This is a genomic window from Mesorhizobium sp. M0077 (genome assembly GCF_040322955.1).
Lineage (GTDB): Bacteria > Pseudomonadota > Alphaproteobacteria > Rhizobiales > Rhizobiaceae > Mesorhizobium.
In genome coordinates this window covers 325,060-343,667 of the sequence record NZ_JAMYUL010000001.1, presented here as the reverse complement: position 1 = coordinate 343,667, position 18,608 = coordinate 325,060, and the positions used below count along the sequence as shown (strand labels likewise).

General features: G+C 63.1%; 17 protein-coding genes. 10 read left to right on the top strand and 7 right to left on the bottom strand.

Features of this window, described 5'->3' with window-relative positions; genetic code table 11:
- Positions 1–5 precede the first annotated feature (5 nt).
- The 10 genes from NKJ57_RS01665 to NKJ57_RS01620 all read left to right on the top strand — a co-directional run bounded on the left by NKJ57_RS01665 (position 6) and on the right by NKJ57_RS01620 (position 10,840).
- On the top strand, positions 6–1,517 hold the full coding sequence (locus tag NKJ57_RS01665) for an aldehyde dehydrogenase family protein (protein WP_352510569.1): 1,512 nt from the start codon (positions 6–8) through the stop codon (positions 1,515–1,517).
- A 58-nt stretch (positions 1,518–1,575) separates the two neighbouring features.
- Positions 1,576–2,829 (top strand): ABC transporter substrate-binding protein, encoded by a 1,254-nt coding sequence (locus tag NKJ57_RS01660; RefSeq protein ID WP_027049809.1) that lies wholly within the window; start codon positions 1,576–1,578, stop codon positions 2,827–2,829.
- A 253-nt stretch (positions 2,830–3,082) separates the two neighbouring features.
- Positions 3,083–4,033, top strand: a complete 951-nt coding sequence (locus NKJ57_RS01655; RefSeq protein ID WP_023671182.1) for a carbohydrate ABC transporter permease — start codon at positions 3,083–3,085, stop codon at positions 4,031–4,033.
- Positions 4,030–4,989 carry a carbohydrate ABC transporter permease gene (locus NKJ57_RS01650; protein WP_023671181.1) on the top strand — a complete coding sequence of 320 codons (960 nt, stop codon included), beginning with the start codon at positions 4,030–4,032 and terminating at the stop codon, positions 4,987–4,989. The genes NKJ57_RS01655 and NKJ57_RS01650 overlap by 4 nt, the downstream gene beginning before the upstream one ends.
- A gap of 20 nt (positions 4,990–5,009) precedes the next feature.
- Positions 5,010–6,125: an ABC transporter ATP-binding protein gene (locus NKJ57_RS01645; RefSeq protein ID WP_023671180.1), complete on the top strand. Its 1,116-nt coding sequence runs from the start codon at positions 5,010–5,012 to the stop codon at positions 6,123–6,125.
- Between the two features lie 5 nt (positions 6,126–6,130).
- The gene (locus NKJ57_RS01640; protein WP_352510371.1) at positions 6,131–7,633 is read left to right on the top strand and encodes a GMC oxidoreductase; all 1,503 of its coding nucleotides are present in this window, start codon (positions 6,131–6,133) and stop codon (positions 7,631–7,633) included.
- Positions 7,630–8,391, top strand: a complete 762-nt coding sequence (locus tag NKJ57_RS01635) for a 3-ketoacyl-ACP reductase (protein WP_023814629.1) — start codon at positions 7,630–7,632, stop codon at positions 8,389–8,391. The genes NKJ57_RS01640 and NKJ57_RS01635 overlap by 4 nt, the downstream gene beginning before the upstream one ends.
- A 12-nt stretch (positions 8,392–8,403) precedes the next feature.
- Positions 8,404–10,032, top strand: a complete 1,629-nt coding sequence (locus NKJ57_RS01630) for a GMC family oxidoreductase (RefSeq protein ID WP_023814630.1) — start codon at positions 8,404–8,406, stop codon at positions 10,030–10,032.
- A 20-nt stretch (positions 10,033–10,052) separates the two neighbouring features.
- Positions 10,053–10,370, top strand: a complete 318-nt coding sequence (locus tag NKJ57_RS01625) for a Dabb family protein (protein WP_023814631.1) — start codon at positions 10,053–10,055, stop codon at positions 10,368–10,370.
- Between the two features lie 236 nt (positions 10,371–10,606).
- Positions 10,607–10,840 carry an MFS transporter gene (locus NKJ57_RS01620; RefSeq protein ID WP_023686435.1) on the top strand — a complete coding sequence of 78 codons (234 nt, stop codon included), beginning with the start codon at positions 10,607–10,609 and terminating at the stop codon, positions 10,838–10,840.
- A gap of 29 nt (positions 10,841–10,869) precedes the next feature.
- Here the strand turns inward: NKJ57_RS01620 and NKJ57_RS01615 are convergent, their stop codons facing one another.
- The 7 genes from NKJ57_RS01615 to NKJ57_RS01585 form a co-directional block, all read right to left on the bottom strand.
- Positions 10,870–11,715, bottom strand: a complete 846-nt coding sequence (locus tag NKJ57_RS01615; RefSeq protein WP_023686436.1) for an EamA family transporter — start codon at positions 11,713–11,715, stop codon at positions 10,870–10,872.
- 7 nt (positions 11,716–11,722) lie between these two features.
- The gene (locus NKJ57_RS01610) at positions 11,723–12,631 is read right to left on the bottom strand and encodes an endonuclease/exonuclease/phosphatase family protein (RefSeq protein ID WP_023814632.1); all 909 of its coding nucleotides are present in this window, start codon (positions 12,629–12,631) and stop codon (positions 11,723–11,725) included.
- A gap of 88 nt (positions 12,632–12,719) precedes the next feature.
- A complete protein-coding gene (locus tag NKJ57_RS01605) occupies positions 12,720–14,273 on the bottom strand; it encodes a cation:proton antiporter (protein WP_023814633.1) in 1,554 nt (517 codons plus the stop codon).
- 148 nt (positions 14,274–14,421) lie between these two features.
- The gene (locus NKJ57_RS01600) at positions 14,422–15,486 is read right to left on the bottom strand and encodes an ABC transporter ATP-binding protein (protein WP_023701013.1); all 1,065 of its coding nucleotides are present in this window, start codon (positions 15,484–15,486) and stop codon (positions 14,422–14,424) included.
- A 30-nt stretch (positions 15,487–15,516) separates the two neighbouring features.
- A complete protein-coding gene (locus tag NKJ57_RS01595; RefSeq protein WP_023671171.1) occupies positions 15,517–16,308 on the bottom strand; it encodes an ABC transporter permease in 792 nt (263 codons plus the stop codon).
- Positions 16,305–17,219, bottom strand: a complete 915-nt coding sequence (locus NKJ57_RS01590) for an ABC transporter permease (RefSeq protein WP_023817252.1) — start codon at positions 17,217–17,219, stop codon at positions 16,305–16,307. The genes NKJ57_RS01595 and NKJ57_RS01590 overlap by 4 nt, the downstream gene beginning before the upstream one ends.
- A gap of 63 nt (positions 17,220–17,282) precedes the next feature.
- Positions 17,283–18,389 (bottom strand): ABC transporter substrate-binding protein, encoded by a 1,107-nt coding sequence (locus NKJ57_RS01585; RefSeq protein ID WP_023671169.1) that lies wholly within the window; start codon positions 18,387–18,389, stop codon positions 17,283–17,285.
- Positions 18,390–18,608 lie beyond the last annotated feature (219 nt).

The window sequence follows — 18,608 nt, the reverse complement described above, 5'->3', positions numbered from 1 at the left end:
GCATGATGAACGCACCGCTCAACATTTCCATGCCGGCCGAGGCGTCCAAGGCGCCGAAGGCTTACAAGCTCCTGATCGACGGCAAGCATGTCGATGCCCGTGACGGCCGCACGATTGCGCGCAACAGCCCCGGCCATGGCTTCACCGTTTCGCGCTATGCGCAGGCCGGCGAGGCCGAGGTGGAGGCGGCCATGCAGGCCGCGCACAAGGCATTCGAGACCGGCCCGTGGCCGCGCACGAAGGCGGCCGAGCGCGCCGCGATCTTGCTCAAGACGGCTGACCTGATCGAGGCCCAGCTCGAAGACATCGCCCGCCTCGATGCGCTGGAATCCGGCAAGCCGATCGCCCAGGCGCGCGGCGAGATCGGCGGCGCCGTCGACATCTGGCGCTATGCCGCCTCGCTCGCCCGCACGCTGCACGGCGAGAGTTACGCCAATCTCGGCGACGCCATGCTGGGCGTGGTGCTGCGCGAGCCGATCGGCGTCGTCTCGATCATCACCCCGTGGAATTTCCCGTTCCTGATCGTCAGCCAGAAACTGCCCTTCGCGCTCGCCGCCGGCTGCACCGCGGTGGTCAAGCCGAGCGAAATGACCTCGGCCTCGACCTTCGTGCTCGGCGACATCCTGATGCAGGCCGGCCTGCCCGCGGGCGTCGTCAACATCCTGGCCGGCCTCGGCGCCGATGTCGGGGGGCCGATGGTCAGCCATCCGCTGGTCGAGATGGTGTCGTTCACCGGCTCTACCCGCGTCGGCAAGATGACCATGGCTTCCGCCGCGCAGTCGCTGAAGAAAGTCTCGATGGAGCTCGGCGGCAAGAACGGCCAGATCGTCTTCCCCGATGCCGATCTCGAGGCGGCCGCTGACGCAGCAGTGTTCGGCGGCTTCTTCAACGCCGGCGAATGCTGCAATGCCGGCAGCCGGCTGATCGTGCATGAAGCCATCGCCGACGATTTCCTCTCCACTGTCAAGGCCCTGACCGCCAAGGTAACGGTCGGCGACCCACTCGACGACCGAACCAAGGTTGGCGCGATGATTTCCGCCGACCATCTGACCAAGGTGGCGGATTACGTCGTGGCGGCAGCAAAAGACGGCAGCAATGTCTATACCGGTGGCGGCCAATTGGCGTCCAATGCCGGCCAGTACCTCGATCCGACCATCATCCGCGGCGTTACCGAAGACATGGCTATTGCGCGCGAGGAAGTGTTTGGCCCGGTGCTCTCCGTGCTGACTTTTGGATCGATTGAAAAGGCGTTGCACATCGCCAACAACACGCCCTATGGTCTGTCTGCAGGGGTGTGGAGCGCCAGAATCGACACTTGTATGTCGGTGGCGCGTGGTGTGCGTTCGGGGACCGTTTGGGTGAACACATTCATGGAAGGCTTTCCCGAGTTGCCATTCGGGGGCTACAAGCAGTCCGGCATCGGACGCGAACTCGGCAAACGCGCTGTCGAGGATTATACCGAGGAAAAGACAATCCAGTTTCATCGCGGCCAGCGCACCGGTTGGTGGGTCGGCTGAGTTTGGAAGAACCCGGTGGGCTTCCACCGGTCGTGTAATGCAACAAGGGAGGTAGAACATGTTGCGCAAACTGCTTATCGGAACGGCTCTGGCGACGGCCTTTGCTTTCTCGGCCCATGCCGAAGACGTCAAGGAAGTGCAGATGCTGCATTGGTGGACGTCGGGCGGCGAAGCGGCTGCTCTCAACGTCCTCAAGGGCGACCTTGCCAAGGAAGGCTATGCCTGGAAGGACGTGCCGGTGGCCGGTGGTGGCGGCGACGCCGCCATGACTGCGCTGAAGGCGATGGTCGCGGCCGGCAATTACCCGACCGCGTCGCAGATGCTCGGCTACACCGTGCTCGACTATGCGGCGGCCGGCGTCATGGGCGACCTGACCGAGACGGCGAAGAAGGAAGGCTGGGACAAGTCGGTTCCGGCAGCCCTGCAGAAGTTCTCCGTCTATGATGGCAAGTGGGTCGCTGCTCCAGTCAACGTCCACTCCGTCAACTGGCTGTGGATCAACAAGGCGGTGATGGACAAGATCGGCGGCACCGAGCCAAAGACCTTCGACGACTTCGTCGCCCTGCTCGACAAAGCCAAGGCGGCTGGCGTTATTCCGCTCGCCCTTGGCGGCCAGAACTGGCAGGAAGCCACCATGTTCGACTCGGTTGTGCTGTCGACCGGCGGACCTGAGTTCTACAAGAAGGCCTTCAACGACCTCGACGACGAGTCCCTCAAGTCGGACACGATGAAGAAGTCGTTCGACAACCTCGCCAAGCTCGTCACCTATGTCGACCCGAACTTCTCGGGCCGCGACTGGAACCTTGCCACCGCCATGGTCATCAAGGGCGATGCCCTGGTGCAGGTGATGGGTGACTGGGCCAAGGGCGAGTTCAACGCCGCCAAGAAAACGCCGGGCACCGACTTCCTGTGCTATCGCTTCCCGGGCACGGAAGGCTCGGTGGTCTACAACTCCGACATGTTCGGCATGTTCAACGTTCCGGACGACCGCAAGGCCGCCCAGGTCGCGTTGGCCACCGCCACCCTGTCGAAGAGCTTCCAGTCGGCCTTCAACGTCGTCAAGGGTTCGGTTCCCGCCCGTACCGACGTTCCGGACACCGACTTCGACGCGTGCGGCAAGAAGGGCATCGCCGACCTGAAGGCTGCCAACGAAGGCGGCACACTGTTCGGCTCGCTTGCCCAGGGCTATGGCGCGCCTCCGGCGGTCGCCAATGCCTACAAGGACGTCGTTTCGAAGTTCGTCCACGGTCAGATCAAGACCTCGGACGAAGCCGTGACCGAACTGGTCAAGGCAATCGACGACGCCAAGTAAGCCCTGGCCGGCAAGACACCTTTCCCGCTTCGGCGGGGAAGGTTCGCCTCAGGATTGGCCGGCTGGCGCAATTCCAGGAAAAGTGTGAGCGGTTTTCCGGCCGGAATTGCGTAAAAGAAAGAGTTAGAGAGGTTCGCCGTTTCCGTGAAACGGTGAAACCCTCTTGAACACCATGCCGACCAGAGACCCGTATGCACGGGGCCGCCTTGCCTCCTGACGGCAGAGCACGGACGACCCTAACGGGAGGAGCCTCATGAGCAGTGTAGCGACGACCCAGATCAAGCTGACACCCGAGCGGTCTCGCCCCTCCGTGCGCGCGCGATTGCAGGACGCGCTGCCGAAGATCGTGCTGGCGCCGAGCTTCGCCATCACCATCGTCTTCGTCTATGGCTTCATCCTGTGGACGGTCTATCTGTCCTTCACTAATTCCAAGACCTTCCCGTCCTATGTCATTACCGGACCACGCGCGTATCTACGGCTGTGGGGCTGGACGTTCGACTCCGACCCGCCATCGAGCTGGTACACGTCGATCGTCAATATGGGCATTTTTGGCTTTCTCTACATCGCCATCTGCCTGGCGCTCGGCCTGTTCCTGGCCATCCTGCTCGACCAGAAGATTCGCGGCGAAGGCGTGTTGCGGCCGATCTATCTCTACCCGATGGCGCTGTCCTTCATCGTCACCGGCGTCGCCTGGAAATGGTTCCTCGACCCCGGCCTCGGTCTTGAGCAGACCTTGCATCAGTGGGGCTGGACGAGCTTCCATTTCGACTGGATCAAGAACAAGGATTTCGTCATCTACACGGTGGTCATTGCCGGCGTCTGGCAGGCCTCCGGCTTCATCATGGCGATGTTCCTGGCCGGCCTGCGTGGCATTGACGGCGAGATCATGAAGGCGGCGCAGATCGACGGTGCCACCACCTTTCAGCTCTACCGCCGCATCGTCATTCCGCTGCTGCGGCCAATCTTCCTGTCGGCCTTCATCGTGCTCGCGCACCTTGCCATCAAGTCCTACGATCTCGTCGTGGCGCTGACCAGCGGCGGCCCCGGTGGCTCGGCCTGGCTGCCGTCCAACTTCATGTATGAGTACACCTTCAAGCGCAACGAAATGGCCGTCGGCTCGGCCAGTGCCGTGATCATGCTGATGACCATCGTCGCCATCATCGTGCCCTATCTCTATTCCGAACTGCGGGAGAAGCCGCGATGAGCGCTGTCGCCACCCCTGCCCGCCCCGCTGCTTCCCAAAAGGCCTCCGGCGGCATGAGCACCAAGACCCTCAACCGCATCGTCATTTACGGGCTTCTGGCGCTGTTTGCGCTGTTTTATCTGATGCCGCTGTTCGTCATGCTGGTGACCTCGTTCAAGACCATGGACGAGATCCAGAACGGCAACATGCTGGCGTTGCCCACGGCGCCGACCTTCGACCCGTGGCTGAAGGCCTGGGGCGAGACCTGCGTCGGCCTCACCTGCGCCGGCATCAAGGGCTATTTCTGGAACTCGATCAAGATGGTGGTTCCAGCCGTACTGATCTCGACCATGCTCGGCGCGCTCAACGGCTACGTCTTGACCAAATGGCGTTTTCGCGGCGCCACGCTGGTGTTCGGGCTGATGCTGTTTGCCTGCTTCATTCCGTTCCAGTCGGTGCTGCTGCCGATGGCGACCATTCTCGGCAGCTTGGGACGTTTCGGCGTGAAGCTGCAGAATGCGACGGGTACGAGTTTCGGTCTCGGCAATCCGACGGTCAACCTGGTCTTCGTCCATGTCGTCTACGGCATCGGCTTCACCACGCTGTTTTTCCGCAACTATTACGAGGCGTTCCCGAACGAACTGATCAAGGCGGCGCAGGTCGACGGCGCCTCCTTCTTCCAGATCTTCCGCCGCATCATGCTGCCGAACTCGATGCCGATCTTCGTCGTCACCGTCATCTACCAGTTCACCAACATCTGGAACGACTTCCTGTTCGCTTCGGCTTACGCCGGCACAGGCGACTCCATGCCGATGACGGTGGCGCTCAACAACGTCGTCAACACCTCGACCGGCGTCGTCGAATACAACGTCAACATGGCGGCCGCGATGATCGCGGCTCTGCCCACTCTGATCGTCTATGTCGTCGCCGGCCGCTATTTCGTGCGCGGGCTGATGGCTGGCGCGGTCAAGGGCTGATCAATTCGGAAGGAACGACCATGGCTTTTCTGGAAATTGATGGGCTGAAGAAGCGCTTCGGGAATGTCGAGATCCTGAAGGGCATCGATGTCGAGCTCGAAAAGGGCGGCTTCCTGGTGCTGGTCGGCCCGTCCGGCTGCGGCAAGTCCACCTTGCTCAACACGATTGCCGGCCTGGAGCAGATCACCGAGGGCGAAATCCGCGTCGACGGCCGCGCCATCAACGATCTGCACCCATCCAAGCGCGACATCGCCATGGTGTTCCAGAGCTATGCGCTCTATCCGAACATGACGGTGGCCGGAAACATCTCCTTCGGCATGGAGATGCGCGGCGTGCCGGCCGACGAACGCCAAAAGGCGATCGACAAGGTGGCCAAGGTCCTGCAGATCGGCCACCTCCTGCAGCGCAAGCCGAGCCAGCTTTCCGGCGGCCAGCGCCAGCGCGTCGCCATGGGCCGGGCGCTGGTGCGCGACCCCAAGCTGTTCCTGTTCGACGAGCCTTTGTCCAACCTCGACGCCAAATTGCGCGTTGACATGCGCATCGAGATCAAGCGCCTGCATGCCACCACCGGCACAACCATCGTCTACGTCACCCACGACCAGATCGAGGCGATGACGCTGGCTACCAAGATCGCCGTCATGCGCGACGGCGAGGTGCAGCAGTTCGGCACCCCGGCCGAGATCTACAACAACCCGACCAATTTGTTCGTCGCCGACTTCATGGGTTCGCCAGCGATGAACCTGATCCCGGCGACCATTGCCACGTCGGGCAATGCGCTGTCCGTCGTGTTGGAGCGCGAGGCGCGCGAGCCGATCACGCTGCCGATGGCCAACGCGCCAGCGGGTCTTTCGGCATTCCAGGGCAAGCCGATCATCTTCGGCGTGCGCCCGGAAGCGCTGACCGATCCGGAAGGTGCGGAACGCAACGCCTCCAACATTGCCACTGCCGACCTGCACATCGAAGTGGTCGAGCCGGCAGGGTCCGACACGTTCGCGGTGACCAACCTCGGCGGCAAGGGCGTGGTGGCGCGGTTGCGGGCCGACGCCAACATCCAGCCGGGCACCAGCACGCCGCTCGCCTTCAACCTGACCAAGGCCGTGTTCTTCGATCCGGCGACCGAACACCGCATCCGCTGATCGAGATGGTCAGCCCCGATATCGTCATCATCGGCTCCGGTATCGGCGGCGCTACGATCGCCTCCGGTCTGGCGGGCAGCGGTGCCTCGATCCTGATGCTGGAGCGCGGTGAGCCCTTGACGGCAACGCCGCATGCCCGCGACACGCGCTCCATCTTCGTCGACGGCCACTACCGTCCGAAGGAGATGTGGCGCGAGGCCGGCGGTGCGGCCTTCAACCCCGGCAATTACTACTATGTCGGCGGCAATTCGAAATTCTACGGCGCGGTGCTGATCCGCTACCGCAAAGAGGATTTCGCCGCCATGGAGCACTTCGGTGGCGTCTCGCCGGCATGGCCGTTTTCCTACGATGAATTCGAGCCTTGGTATTCGAAAGCCGAGCAGCTGTTTCGCGTCCGCGGCTCGCTCGGCGAGGACCCGACCGAACCGTTCCACTCGATCCCCTATGCTTTCAAGCCGGTGCCCGACGAAGCGCCGATTGCGCGCGCCCGCGCCGAGCTGAAGGGACTGGGCCTGCACCCCGCCTCGCTGCCGCTCGGCGTCGACATCGACACCTGGCTGAAGGAGGGCAAGACCGGCTGGGACGCATTCCCCAACACCGCCCAGGGCAAGGTCGATGCGCAGACCGGACCGCTGACGGCTGCACTTAAGGACAGCAATATCCGACTCGAAACCGGCTGCCATGTCGAATATCTCGAAGCGTCGTCCGACGGCAAAAGCATCGCTGCCGTTCACTACCGTCAGAATGGCGAGCTGAAGAAAGTCGCGCCGAAGCTGGTCATCCTGTCCGCCGGCGCGGTCAATTCCGCCGTCATCCTGCTGCGCTCGCCTTCACCAGATGGCAAAGGCTTCGCCAACCGCTCCGACCAGGTCGGCCGCAATTTCATGAACCATAATTCGAGCGCCATGCTGGCGATCGATCCGCGCCGCAGGAACGACAGCGTCTACCAGAAGACGCTGATGCTGAATGACTACTATCTCTCCGACGGCAAAGGCGGCAAGCCGCTCGGCAACGTCCAACTGCTCGGCAAGATCGACGGCAACATGTTGAAGGCCAACGTCAAACGCGTGCCGAAATTCGCGCTCGATTACATGGCCGGTCGCGCCGTCGACTGGTATCTGATGTGCGAGGATCTGCCCGATCCGGAAAGCCGCATCATGGTCGACGGCAAGGACATCGTCATGCAATGGCGGCGCTCCAACATGCAGTCGCTGGACGGGCTGACCAAGGTGATGCGTGAGAACTTCCGCGCCTGCGGTTATCCCATCGTGCTGTCGCGTCCCTTCGACAAGCGCACGCCCTCGCACCAGTGCGGCACGGTGAAAATGGGCGATGACCCGGCGACGTCGCCGCTCGACCCCTTCTGCCGCGCCTTCGACCACCCGAACCTGTTCGTCGTCGACGCCAGTTTTCTGCCGAACTCCGCAGCCGTGAATCCGGCGCTGTCGATTGCCGCCCAGGCGTTGCGCGTGGCCGAGCATATTCGCCGAACGGACCTCGCGGCATGACCCGCCCCGCAGCCATCGTCACCGGCGGCGCGCGCGGCATTGGACTGGCCTGCGCCGAGGCGCTGGCCGATGCAGGCTTCGACATTCTCGTCGCTGACCTGGCCAACGACCCCGCCAAACGGCTTGTTGAAAACATCATCGCGCGCCGCGCAAAGTTCGCTTACCACCGATGCGACATTGCCAGCCTTCCCGATCACGCATCGCTTATCGACGCCGCCACGCATGAGTTCGGCCGAATCGACTGCCTTGTCAACAATGCCGGCGTCGGCGCCATGGTGCGCGGCGACCTGCTGGAACTGACGCCCGAAAACTTCGACCGTGCGCTCGGCATCAATCTGCGCGGCACCGTATTCCTTAGCCAGGCCGTCGCCAAGGCGATGCTGGCGGCTCCCAGCAATCATCCGCGCTCGATCATCACCATCACCTCGGTCAGCGCCGATATGGCCTCGCCGGAACGCGCCGACTACTGCATCTCGAAAGCCGGCCTTTCGATGTGGGTGAAGAACCTGGCGCTACGGCTTGCGCCGGAAAACATCGGCGTGTTCGAACTGCGGCCGGGCATCATTCGCACCGACATGACCGCGAGCGTATCAGCCAAATACGACGCGCTTATCGACAGCGGCCTGGTGCCGGCAAAACGCTGGGGCGAAGCATCGGACATCGGCGCCGTGGTGGCGACGCTTGCCGCCGGCAAGCTCGGCTTTTCCACAGGCTCGATTATCAATGTCGACGGCGCGCTCTCCGTGCCTCGACTGTAGGTGGATAGAGTTATGACCGACTACATCATCGTAGGTGCCGGCCCGGCCGGCTGCGTTCTGGCCAACCGGCTGAGCGAGGATTCAGCGAATTCCGTGCTGCTGCTCGAGGCCGGCGGCAAGGACTGGCACCCCTACATCCACATGCCGGCGGGCTTTGCCAAGATGACCAAGGGAATCGCTTCCTGGGGCTGGTCGACTGTGCCGCAGAGGCACATGCAGGACCGCGTCTTCTGGTATACGCAGGCGAAGGTGGTCGGCGGCGGCTCGTCCATCAATGCCCAGATATACACGCGCGGCAACGCTCGCGACTACGACGCATGGGAGAAGGAAGAGGGCCTCGCGGGCTGGGGCTATCGCGACGTGCTGCCCTATTTCAAGCGCGCCGAGAACAACCAGCGCTTCGCCAACGATTTTCACGGCGACCAGGGGCCGCTCGGCGTGTCGAACCCGATTTCGCCGCTGCCGATTTGCGAGGCCTATTTCCGCGCCGGCCAAGAGATGGGCATCCCCTTCAACCCGGATTTCAACGGCGCTAGCCAGGAAGGCGTCGGCTACTACCAGCTGACCCAGAAGGACGCCCGGCGCTCATCCGCTTCGGTCGCCTATTTGAAGCCCATCCGCGCCCGCAAGAACCTGACGGTCCGAACCGATGTGCTGGTCACCCGCATCGTCGTCGAGAAAGGCCGCGCCATTGGCGTCGAGATCGTCGACAAACCCGGCGGCGAGAAGACCATCATGCGCGCCGAGCGCGAAGTGATCGTCTCGTCCGGCGCCATCGGTTCGCCGAAGCTGTTGATGCAGTCGGGCATCGGCCCGGCTGATCACCTGAAATCGGTCGGCGTGACGCCGGTGCATGATCTGCCCGGTGTCGGCTCCAACATGCAGGACCATCTCGATTTGTTCGTCATCGCCGAATGCACCGGCGACCACACCTATGACAACTACGCCAAGCTGCACCGCACCGCGTGGGCCGGCTTGCAGTATCTGCTGCTGAAGAAAGGGCCGGTCGCCTCCAGCCTGTTCGAGACCGGCGGCTTCTGGTACGCCGATCCGACCGCCGCCTCGCCCGACATCCAGTTCCATCTGGGACTGGGCTCCGGCATCGAGGCCGGCGTCGAGAGGTTGAAGAACCCCGGCGTGACCTTGAACTCGGCCTTCCTGCGCCCGCGCTCGCGCGGCACGGTGCGGCTGAGCAGCGCCGACCCGGCCGACCACCCGCTGATCGATCCCAACTATTGGTCGGACCCTTATGACCGCGCCATGTCGATCAAGGGCCTCAGGCTTGCGCGCGAGATCATGCGGCAGAAGGCGCTTGCACCTTACGTGTTGCGCGAGGTGCTGCCCGGACCATCGCTCGCCAGCGACGACGAGCTGATCGACTATGCCTGCCGCACCGCCAAGACCGACCATCACCCCGTGGGCACCTGCCGCATGGGCCATGACGATATGGCGGTGGTCACACCGGACCTGCGCCTGCGCGGCATCGAGGGCCTGCGCGTCTGCGATGCCTCGGTGATGCCGCGCGTGCCTTCCTCCAACACCAATGCGCCGACCATCATGGTCGGCGAAAAAGGCGCCGACATCATCCTCGGCCGCGAGCCGCTTCCGCCGGCGGTGTTCTCCGGCAATCGGGCCGCATAGCCACTTGGGAGAACGAACCAATGATCAGACACTGCGTCTTCGTACGCTTCCGCGGCGATGTGCCCGCCACCGAGCGCACGGCAATCCACGCCGATCTCGAAGCACTGCGCTCCGTCGTCGACGGCATGGACACGGTCCATTTCAGCACCAATGTCAGCCCGGAGCCGTTCGCGCGCGGCTTCAGCCATGCCTTCACCATCGACTTCCGCGATGCCGCCGCCCGCGACGCCTATCTCGTGCATGAAGCGCATCAGCGCGCCGGCGCCCGATTGGTCGCAGCGCTCGAAGGCGGCACCGACGGGCTGATGGTGTTCGATCTCGACATTACGAAAAAGTGACCGCTTTTCTTTCGAAAGCCGGCTGACGCCTGTTCTCTTTTGCGCCCCAAGGAACATATCGTTCCCCGGGGGCGTTTAGGAGGAACGTCGTGGCTCTCACCGCGCAGCAGAAGAAAACCGTCCTTGCCTCCTTCCTCCGCTGGACGCTCGACGCTTTTGATTTCTTCCTTCTGACGTTCCTGCTCACCGATATCGCAACCTGATTCAACACTGACGTTCCGGCAGTCTCCAAAGCGTTGTTCCTGACGCTGGCGACACGCTTCATCGGCGCCTTCTTCTTCGGCAGGCTGGCCGACAAATATGGGCGCAAGCCCATTCTGATGCTCAACATCGTCAGCTATTCGGTGATCGGCGCGCTGGCTGCCTTCTCGCCCAATCTCGTGGCTACGCGCTGGCGCTGTTTGCCGGCGTGGTCGCCGTCTGCATCATCCTCGTCATCCGCTTCAGTCCGGAACGGCGCGGACAGGTGATGACGGTGCTCGGCTGAAGTATCAGAATCTCAGCCCAGCCTGAGGGCCACGACACCGGCGACGATGCCGAGCGCGGCGGCGCCGCGCCAGCCTGTCATCTTCTCGCCGAGCGCGAAAACCGAGATCATCATGGCAAACAGGATCGACGTCTCGCGCAACGACGCCACCGAGGCGATCGGCGCCTTGGTCATCGCCCACATGACGATCCAGTAGGCCGCGCCGCTGAGCACGCCGGTGAACAGGCCTGCCTTCCAGTCACGCGCCAGCACGGGCAGCGCCTTGGGCCCGCGAAAGATGAGGCACAGCACCAGCGCCCACGTGGCATCGCAGATGAACAGCCATGCGGCATAGCTCGTTGCCGTTGCGGCCAGCCGCGCGCCGCTGCCGTCGGAGAGCGTATAGCTGGATATGAAGATCGAAGTGCCGAGCGCAAAGCCGACCGCCCGCACATTGATCCGCTCCAGATGCGCGCCGCCGCGAAACGACATCACCAGCGTGCCGGCCGACAGCAGCAGGATGCCGAGGATGGCGAACGGCGCCGGCATCTCCTGCACCACGACAACGCCGCCGAGGGCGGTCAAAAGCGGCGCCGTGCCGCGCGCCAGCGGATAGGTCTGGGCGAAATCGCCGGCCTTGTAGGCGCCGATCAGGAAGGTCCGGTAGCCCATGTGAAAGAGCACCGAGGCGATGATAAAGGGCCATACCGCGGCCTTTGGAAACTCGACGAAGGGCAGCACGAACAGTGCGGCAAAACCCATGCCCAGCGTCATCAGCGTGATCGACAGGAAGCGATCGAGATGCACCTTGACCAGCGCGTTCCAGATCGCGTGCATGGCGGCGGCGGCAAGCACCGCGAAAAAGACGAAAAGCGTCATCGAGGGCTCACCGATCTCCCGAGCTCAAAGGCGTTTCGAGATCGATATCGATCCGGACCGGAAAATGGTCTGAAGCGATCTCGCCTATATCGGCACTGACCGAGCGCACACGGTCCGCGAACATACCGCCGACGAAGCAATGGTCGAGCCGGCGTTTTGCCACTTTCCCGTCGATCGTTTTCACATGGGTGTGGAAATCGGCAGCCGGCTCGCTAGCGACGGCAGCGGCATCAACAAATCCGTCGAGATAAGCTGCCCCGCGATGATAGGGCGTGCTGCCGACGATGCGGCTGTATTCGGCGCTGCCCGGCTCCATGTTGAAATCGCCCATCCAGATCGCAGCTGTCGGGTTCTCCGGCTCGGCCTCGCCGCTGGTCCAGTTGCGCGAAGGCTCATCGTCCGCGCCGCTCCACGGGCCGCCCTCGGACGGCGCGCGGCGATGCTCGGCCAAGAGATAGTCGATCTGCTCCAGCCGCTCCTCCGCCGCGACATGGGCGAGGTGCAGCGACAGGACCCTTACCGGTCCGGCGGGTGTGCGGATCATGCATTCGAGCGCCGCATTGCGGGTGTTGAGCGGCTTGAGCGTGCGGCGCATGGGCAGCGCGTACAGCCGCGACCAGGCGATCGGCAGCTTCGACAGCAGCATGGTGCCGAACTGGCGGCGGCGGTTGACGACCCGGCCGTCGCGCCGCTCACTGGCGTCCATGTCGAAGGCCGGGCCATAGACCCAGTAATAGCTAGGCAGCAGCTTGGACAGGACCTCCGGCTGGTCGTCCTCATTGGTGCGCTGCCAATGCCGCTCGACCTCCTGCAGCGCGATGATATCGGCGCCGTCGACCAGCTTGGTGCAGCGCGAAAGATCGTAACGGCCATCGCCGCCGAACCCGTACTGGATGTTGTAGCTGACCAGCTTCATTGCTTATCCGGCTCAATTTCGCTTTGGCAGTAGCGGTTCGGCAGATGGGTTGCAATGTACCGGCACGACGGCGGAACTGGGCCAGCGTCTATGATGTGGTCAGCGGCTGGAACCGGCCCGCCGGCGATGCCGCCAGTTCGGCCCAGTCGATCTCTTCCTCCAGCCGGTGGTAGGCTTCGTCGCCGATCGTGCCGTTGCTGCGCAACTCCTCGAGCGTGTCGCGCTGGCGGTTGATGGCATAGAGGCGCAGCCGGTCGTATTCGGTCGCGGCCTGAGCGTCCTCCGGGTTTTCCGCAATCAGGCGCTGCGCTTCATACTGTTCGCGCACGACGGCGGCGGCCGCAGATGTCTTGCGGCTCAGCACGTCCAGTGCTGCCTGCATGATGGCGACGCGCGCCTGCGCCACCTCATTGTCGACGGTTCTATCGGGGTCGAAGTTGATCCAGCGCAGCAGCGGCTTCAGCGTCATGCCTTGCAGTACCAGCGTGCCCAGCACCACCGCGAAGGCGGCAAGCACGATCGGGTCGCGGCCGGGAAAATCGGCCGGCAGCGCAATGGCCACCACCAGCGTCACCAACCCACGCATGCCGCACCAGCCGACAATGACGGCGCCGCCGAACGTCGGCAATTCCCGCCTTGCCTCTTGGCTGCCGAAGCGGGCAAGCCACCGGATGATCGCGACGTAACTCGCCACCCAGACAAGGCGCGCGACGATAACGACGACCAGCACCGTTGCGGCGAAAAGGAATGCTTCGCCTTGCCCGTCGCCGGCCAGCCTGCCAACGATCGTGCGTGCCTGCAGGCCCATCAGCACGAAAGCCAGCACGTTGAGCACGAACACGGCCGACTCCCAGACCGAATAGGTGCTGACGCGGCGTCTCGCCGACGACTGGCGCGGCGCCCTGCGCGCAATGGTCATGGCATAGACGACGATGGTGATGATGGCGGAAAGGCCCAGCCTGTCGGCGATGATCCACACGGCGAAGGTTCCGGCAAACTGCACCACCGTGCTGCTCGCCGCATCCTCGATGCGGCCGAGCGCCAGCAGCGAGACGCGGCCAAACAGATAGCCCGCGATCACACTGCCGATCGTTGCCAGCAGGATCACCGGAACGGCGTTGCTGAGCATGATCGTGCCAAGCGCCGCCGAAACCGCCAGCCGGTAGATCAGCAGCGCCGTGGCATCGTTGAGCAGGCTCTCGCCCTGCAGGATGGCGGTGATGCGGTGCGGTACCTTGAACTGGCTGAGCACGGCGGATGCGGCCACCGCATCCGGCGGCGCGACGATGGCGCCAAGCGCGATTGCCGCCGCGATCGGCAGGCCGGCCATCTTCCAGCCGACGAAGGCAACCACCACGGTGGTGAAGACGACTGCGCCTAGCGCCAGCAGCGCGAGCGACAGCCGGTAGCGCTTGAGGTCGCGCAGCGACGTGTCATAGGCGGCGTCGAGAAGCACCGGCGCGATGAACAGGGCAAGCGCCAGTTCCGGATCGATCTCGATCGTCGGCGCACCGGGTACGAAGGCGATCGCGACCCCGGCCAGAGCCAGCAGGGACGGATAGGGAATTTCCAGCCGCCGCGACAGCGCCGTCAGCGCGACGGCAGCCAGAAGCAGGATGAGGGTAAGTTCGAATAGCGCCATGGCCTATCGTAGCGGCGAAGCGGCATCATGGGCAGTGGCTGGATGGCAAGATGCTGTTGATTATCCAGCACTCGGGGTCCGGCAATGATACGGCCGTTCATCGCGCCAGCTCGAATCGACCGCCTCGGTCGCGCCAAAATGCTGCTTGCTAGTGCAGCACCAGCATATCGCTTGATGAGAACGATATGTCGGCCTTCTCGCCGACCGCGGGCGGTGGCGTTGCCGGGCTGTTGAAGGTGTCGAGCGACACCGTGTTGCCGCCGATGCCGACGCGAACGCGAATGACTGAGCCGAGGAAGTGCACTTCGGAGATTTCGCCCGACAGGCTTGAATCGCGCCCGGGTTGGCGTCCGAGCGAAATCGCCTCCGGTCGCAGCGCCAGCGACAGCGTGTCACCGGACTTCGAGCCGTTGAGCTTGCCCATTAGCGAGACTTCCTGCGTGTTGACGCGCACCTTGCCGGACGCGGCATCGGTGACAGTGCCTTCGAGCACGTTCAGCGTGCCGACGAAATTGGCGACGAACTTGGTCGCCGGCCGGTTGTAGATCTCGAACGGGGTGCCGACCTGCTCGGCCTTGCCGCCATACATCACCGCGATGCGGTCCGAGATCGACAGCGCCTCTTCCTGGTCATGTGTGACGAAGATGGTAGTGATGCCGAGCTTCTTCTGGATCGAGCGGATTTCCTCGCGCAGCGAGACGCGCACCTTGGCGTCGAGCGCCGACAGCGGCTCGTCGAGCAAAAGCAGCTTCGGCTTCGGCGCGATGGCGCGGGCCAGCGCGATGCGCTGTTGCTGGCCGCCGGAGAGCTGGTAGGGATAGCGGTCGGCCATCTGCGGCAGCTTGATGATGTCGAGCATCTCGGCCACGCGTCTGTCGATGTCCGCCTTGGGCATGCCGGCGACCTTCAGGCCAAAGCCGATGTTTTGCGCCACCGTCAGGTTGGGGAACAGCGCATAGGCTTGGAACACCATGCCGACATTGCGCTGGTTGGGCTTTAGCCTCGTGATGTCCTTGCCTGCGACGACGATCTTGCCCGCCGACGGCTCTTCGAAACCGGCGACCATGCGCAGCACGGTGGTCTTGCCGCAACCCGATGGCCCAAGGAAGGAAACGAACTCGCCCGGCTCGACATCAAGATTGAAATCTTCGACCACGGTGGTGGCGCCGAAGGATTTTCGCACATGCTGGATGGAGAGGAATGGTTCGGCCATGGCTTTTTCTTTCGATCAGTACTTTGTCGATCAGTTCGGGCGGTTCGCCGATCTCGGCGCGAAACGGGACAGGATCTGGATCAGCGACATACAGCCCCAGGTGATGGCGAAGGCGATGATGGCAAGCGCCGCCGGCTCATAGGCGCGGTTGGCGCCAACGTTTTGCAGATAGGGGCCGAAGGCGGGCCGGTTGAGCAAGCTGGCCATGGTGAATTCGCCAATGACGATGGCGAAGGTAAGGAAGGCGCCCGACAGCACGGCGATCAGCACATTGGGCAGGATCACACGACCAATGATCGTGCCCCAACCGGCGCCAAGGATCTGCGCCGCTTCGGTCAGCGTCCTGACGTCGATGGTGCGCAGTCCGGTATCGACCGCGCGATACATGTAGGGCAGCGCCAGCATTGCATAGCCGATGACCAGCAAGGCATTTGTGCCCATGTCGGTGGCCAGGAACGGCAGCGGCGAATTCGAACCGTACATCCTGATATAGCCGAAGACGATGACGATGGCGGGAATGACCAGCGGCAGCAGCGTGATGAACTCTACGATCGGCCGCAGTTGCGGCAGGCGCAGTCGAATCCAGTAGGCGGCGGGCACCACGATCAACACGCCCAGAATGATGGTGAAGATGGCGGCAAGCACTGAGTAGCCAAAGGTCGCCTGAAAACGAGGGTCGCCAAGCACGATCTGATAGGCGTCGAAGGAATAAGCGCCGCGCCGCATGCGCAAGGAAAATTCCACCGTCGCGATCAGCGGAATGAAGAAATAGGCCGCGCCCAGCCCGAAGACGACCCAGGCCCAGAATTTTCCGGACTTCATTTCAGCCACCTCTCCGAGCGCGTCCGGAACCAAATGTAGAAGACATTGGCCAGCCCGGTGATGACGATCATGCCGAAGGCGATCGCATAGCCGAGATGGGCATTGTGCAGCACGTCACCGCGTATCTGCGCATAGAGCAGGATCGGCACGATGTTGAGTGAAGAGCCGGTCAGCGCATAGGCGGTGGCGATGGCGCCGAAGGCATTGGCGAAGAGCAGGATGACCGTGCCGAGGAAACTCGGCCAGATCACCGGGATGACCACCATGCGCCAGTATTGCGTCTGGGTGGCGCCAAGCGTCGCCGCAGCCTCGCCCCACTCCTTCTTCAAGCCGTCGATCGCCGGCGTGATGATGACCACCATTAGGGGAATCTGGAAATAGACATAGGTCAGCGTCAGGCCCCAGAACGACAGGATGTTGAAGCCGTGCGCGTAGATATTAAGACCGAAAAAAGTGTTCAGCATCACCGTGGCAAGGCCCAGCCGGCCGAGCGTGGCGATGAAGGCGAAGGCCAGCGGTACGCCGGCGAAATTGGAAGCCACGCCGGAGAATGTCAACGTCGCCGAACGTATCCACTCCGGCAGGCCGCCGCGCACGATGGCGATGGCGATGCCGAGACCTGCGAAGGCGCCGATCAGCGACGAGGAAAGGCTGACCTTGAGCGAGATCCAGTAGGCGGCGACAATCGATGGCTGCGCCAGTGCTGCTATGTTTTCGAACGTGAATTCGCCGGCATCGTTCTGGAATGCACCCAGCATCAGATAGAGCGTGGGTAGGATCAGGAACATGATGGCGAAGATGAAGAATGGCGCAACGCCGAGCCATTGCGTCGGCAGTCGCATTGCACGCGCCTCGCTGGGGGGCGCGGTCTTCCCGGCAACTGCGTGATCGGAAAGCGAGATATCTGTCATGCGCCGGCTACCGTCTCCGAGGAACACCGGGCGGCCGCGAGGCCGCCCGGTTGGTTTCAAGCCTTACTTGACGTTGGCGCCGACGACGGCATCCCAGTTCTTGGTGACGGCTTCCTTTGCCTTGCCCTGCTCGTCCAGCGTCGGGAACACCGCGGCAGCGTAAGCCTCGGCCGGCGGCAGCTTGGCCATCACGTCCGCCGGGAGCTTGCCGTTCTTGGCAAGATCGTTGAAGCGGATCGGGTGGCAATAGCCCTTCAGCCAGCCGATCTGGCCTTCGTCGGAGTAGAGATACTCCAGCCAGAGCTTGGCAGCGTTCGGATGCGGTGCGAAAGCACTGATCGCCTGCACATAGACGCCGGCAACGACACCGGTCTTGGGCACGACGACGTCGACGGGCGGATTGCCCTTCAGCGTGTCGCGACCGGCAAGTGCATTGTAATCCCAGGTCACCAGGATCGGCGTCTGGCCTTGTGCCAGGGTCGCCGGTTTGCCGATGACCGGCACGAAATTGCCGGCGGCGTTAAGCTTCTTGAAGAAGTCGAGACCAGCAGTGCCAGCAGCTTCGCCGGCAGCCGCACCACCGGAAATGCCGGCCGCGTAGACGGCCTGGATGGCCTGGTTCGAGGCGCGCGGGTCGCCGGCAAGCGCCACGGTGTTGGCGAATTCCGGCTTCAGCAGGTCAGCCCAGTCAGCAGGCGCTTCCTTGACGAGGTCCTTGTTCACCAGGAAGGATAGCACGCCATAGTAGTCGCCGGTCCAGTAACCATCGGCATCCTTGGCGCTGTCGGGGATCGAGTCCCAGGTCGACACTTTGTAGGGCTGGATCAGGCCGTCAGCCTTGGCGGTCGGGCCGAAGGACAGGCCAACGTCGATGACGTCGGGCGCCTGCGGGCCCTTGTTGTCCTTGTTGGCCTTGATCGCCTCGACCTCGTCGCCGGAGCCGGCATCGGGGTTGAGTTCGTTGATGGTGATCTCAGGATACTTTGCCTTGAAGCCGTCGATGACGGCGCCGTAGCCGCACCAGTCATGCGGCAGCGCGATGGTCGTGAGCTGGCCTTCCTTCTTCGCAGCGGCAACCAGTTCATCCATGGACTGGGCCGACGAGATAGCAGAGGTCGCCATGAGGGCGACGGCCGAAAGGGAAAGCACTTTCCCTGTGAACTTGAACATGTGTTCTCTCCGTTGAACTGGCGTCCTGGACGCCTGCGATGCGGTATCGGTTTCATATGACAGCCAGATGAAAGCTTTTTGAAACTGGCCCCCGGCGGTACGAAAAGTTAACTCTTTTTAACCGGCTGTAGCAATTAGCCTCGACTTAATTTCCCGGCTAATGGTTTATTGCCTTGCTTTTTGCCCCCTTGCCCTTCCTTTCCTTCGTTTTTAGATCAC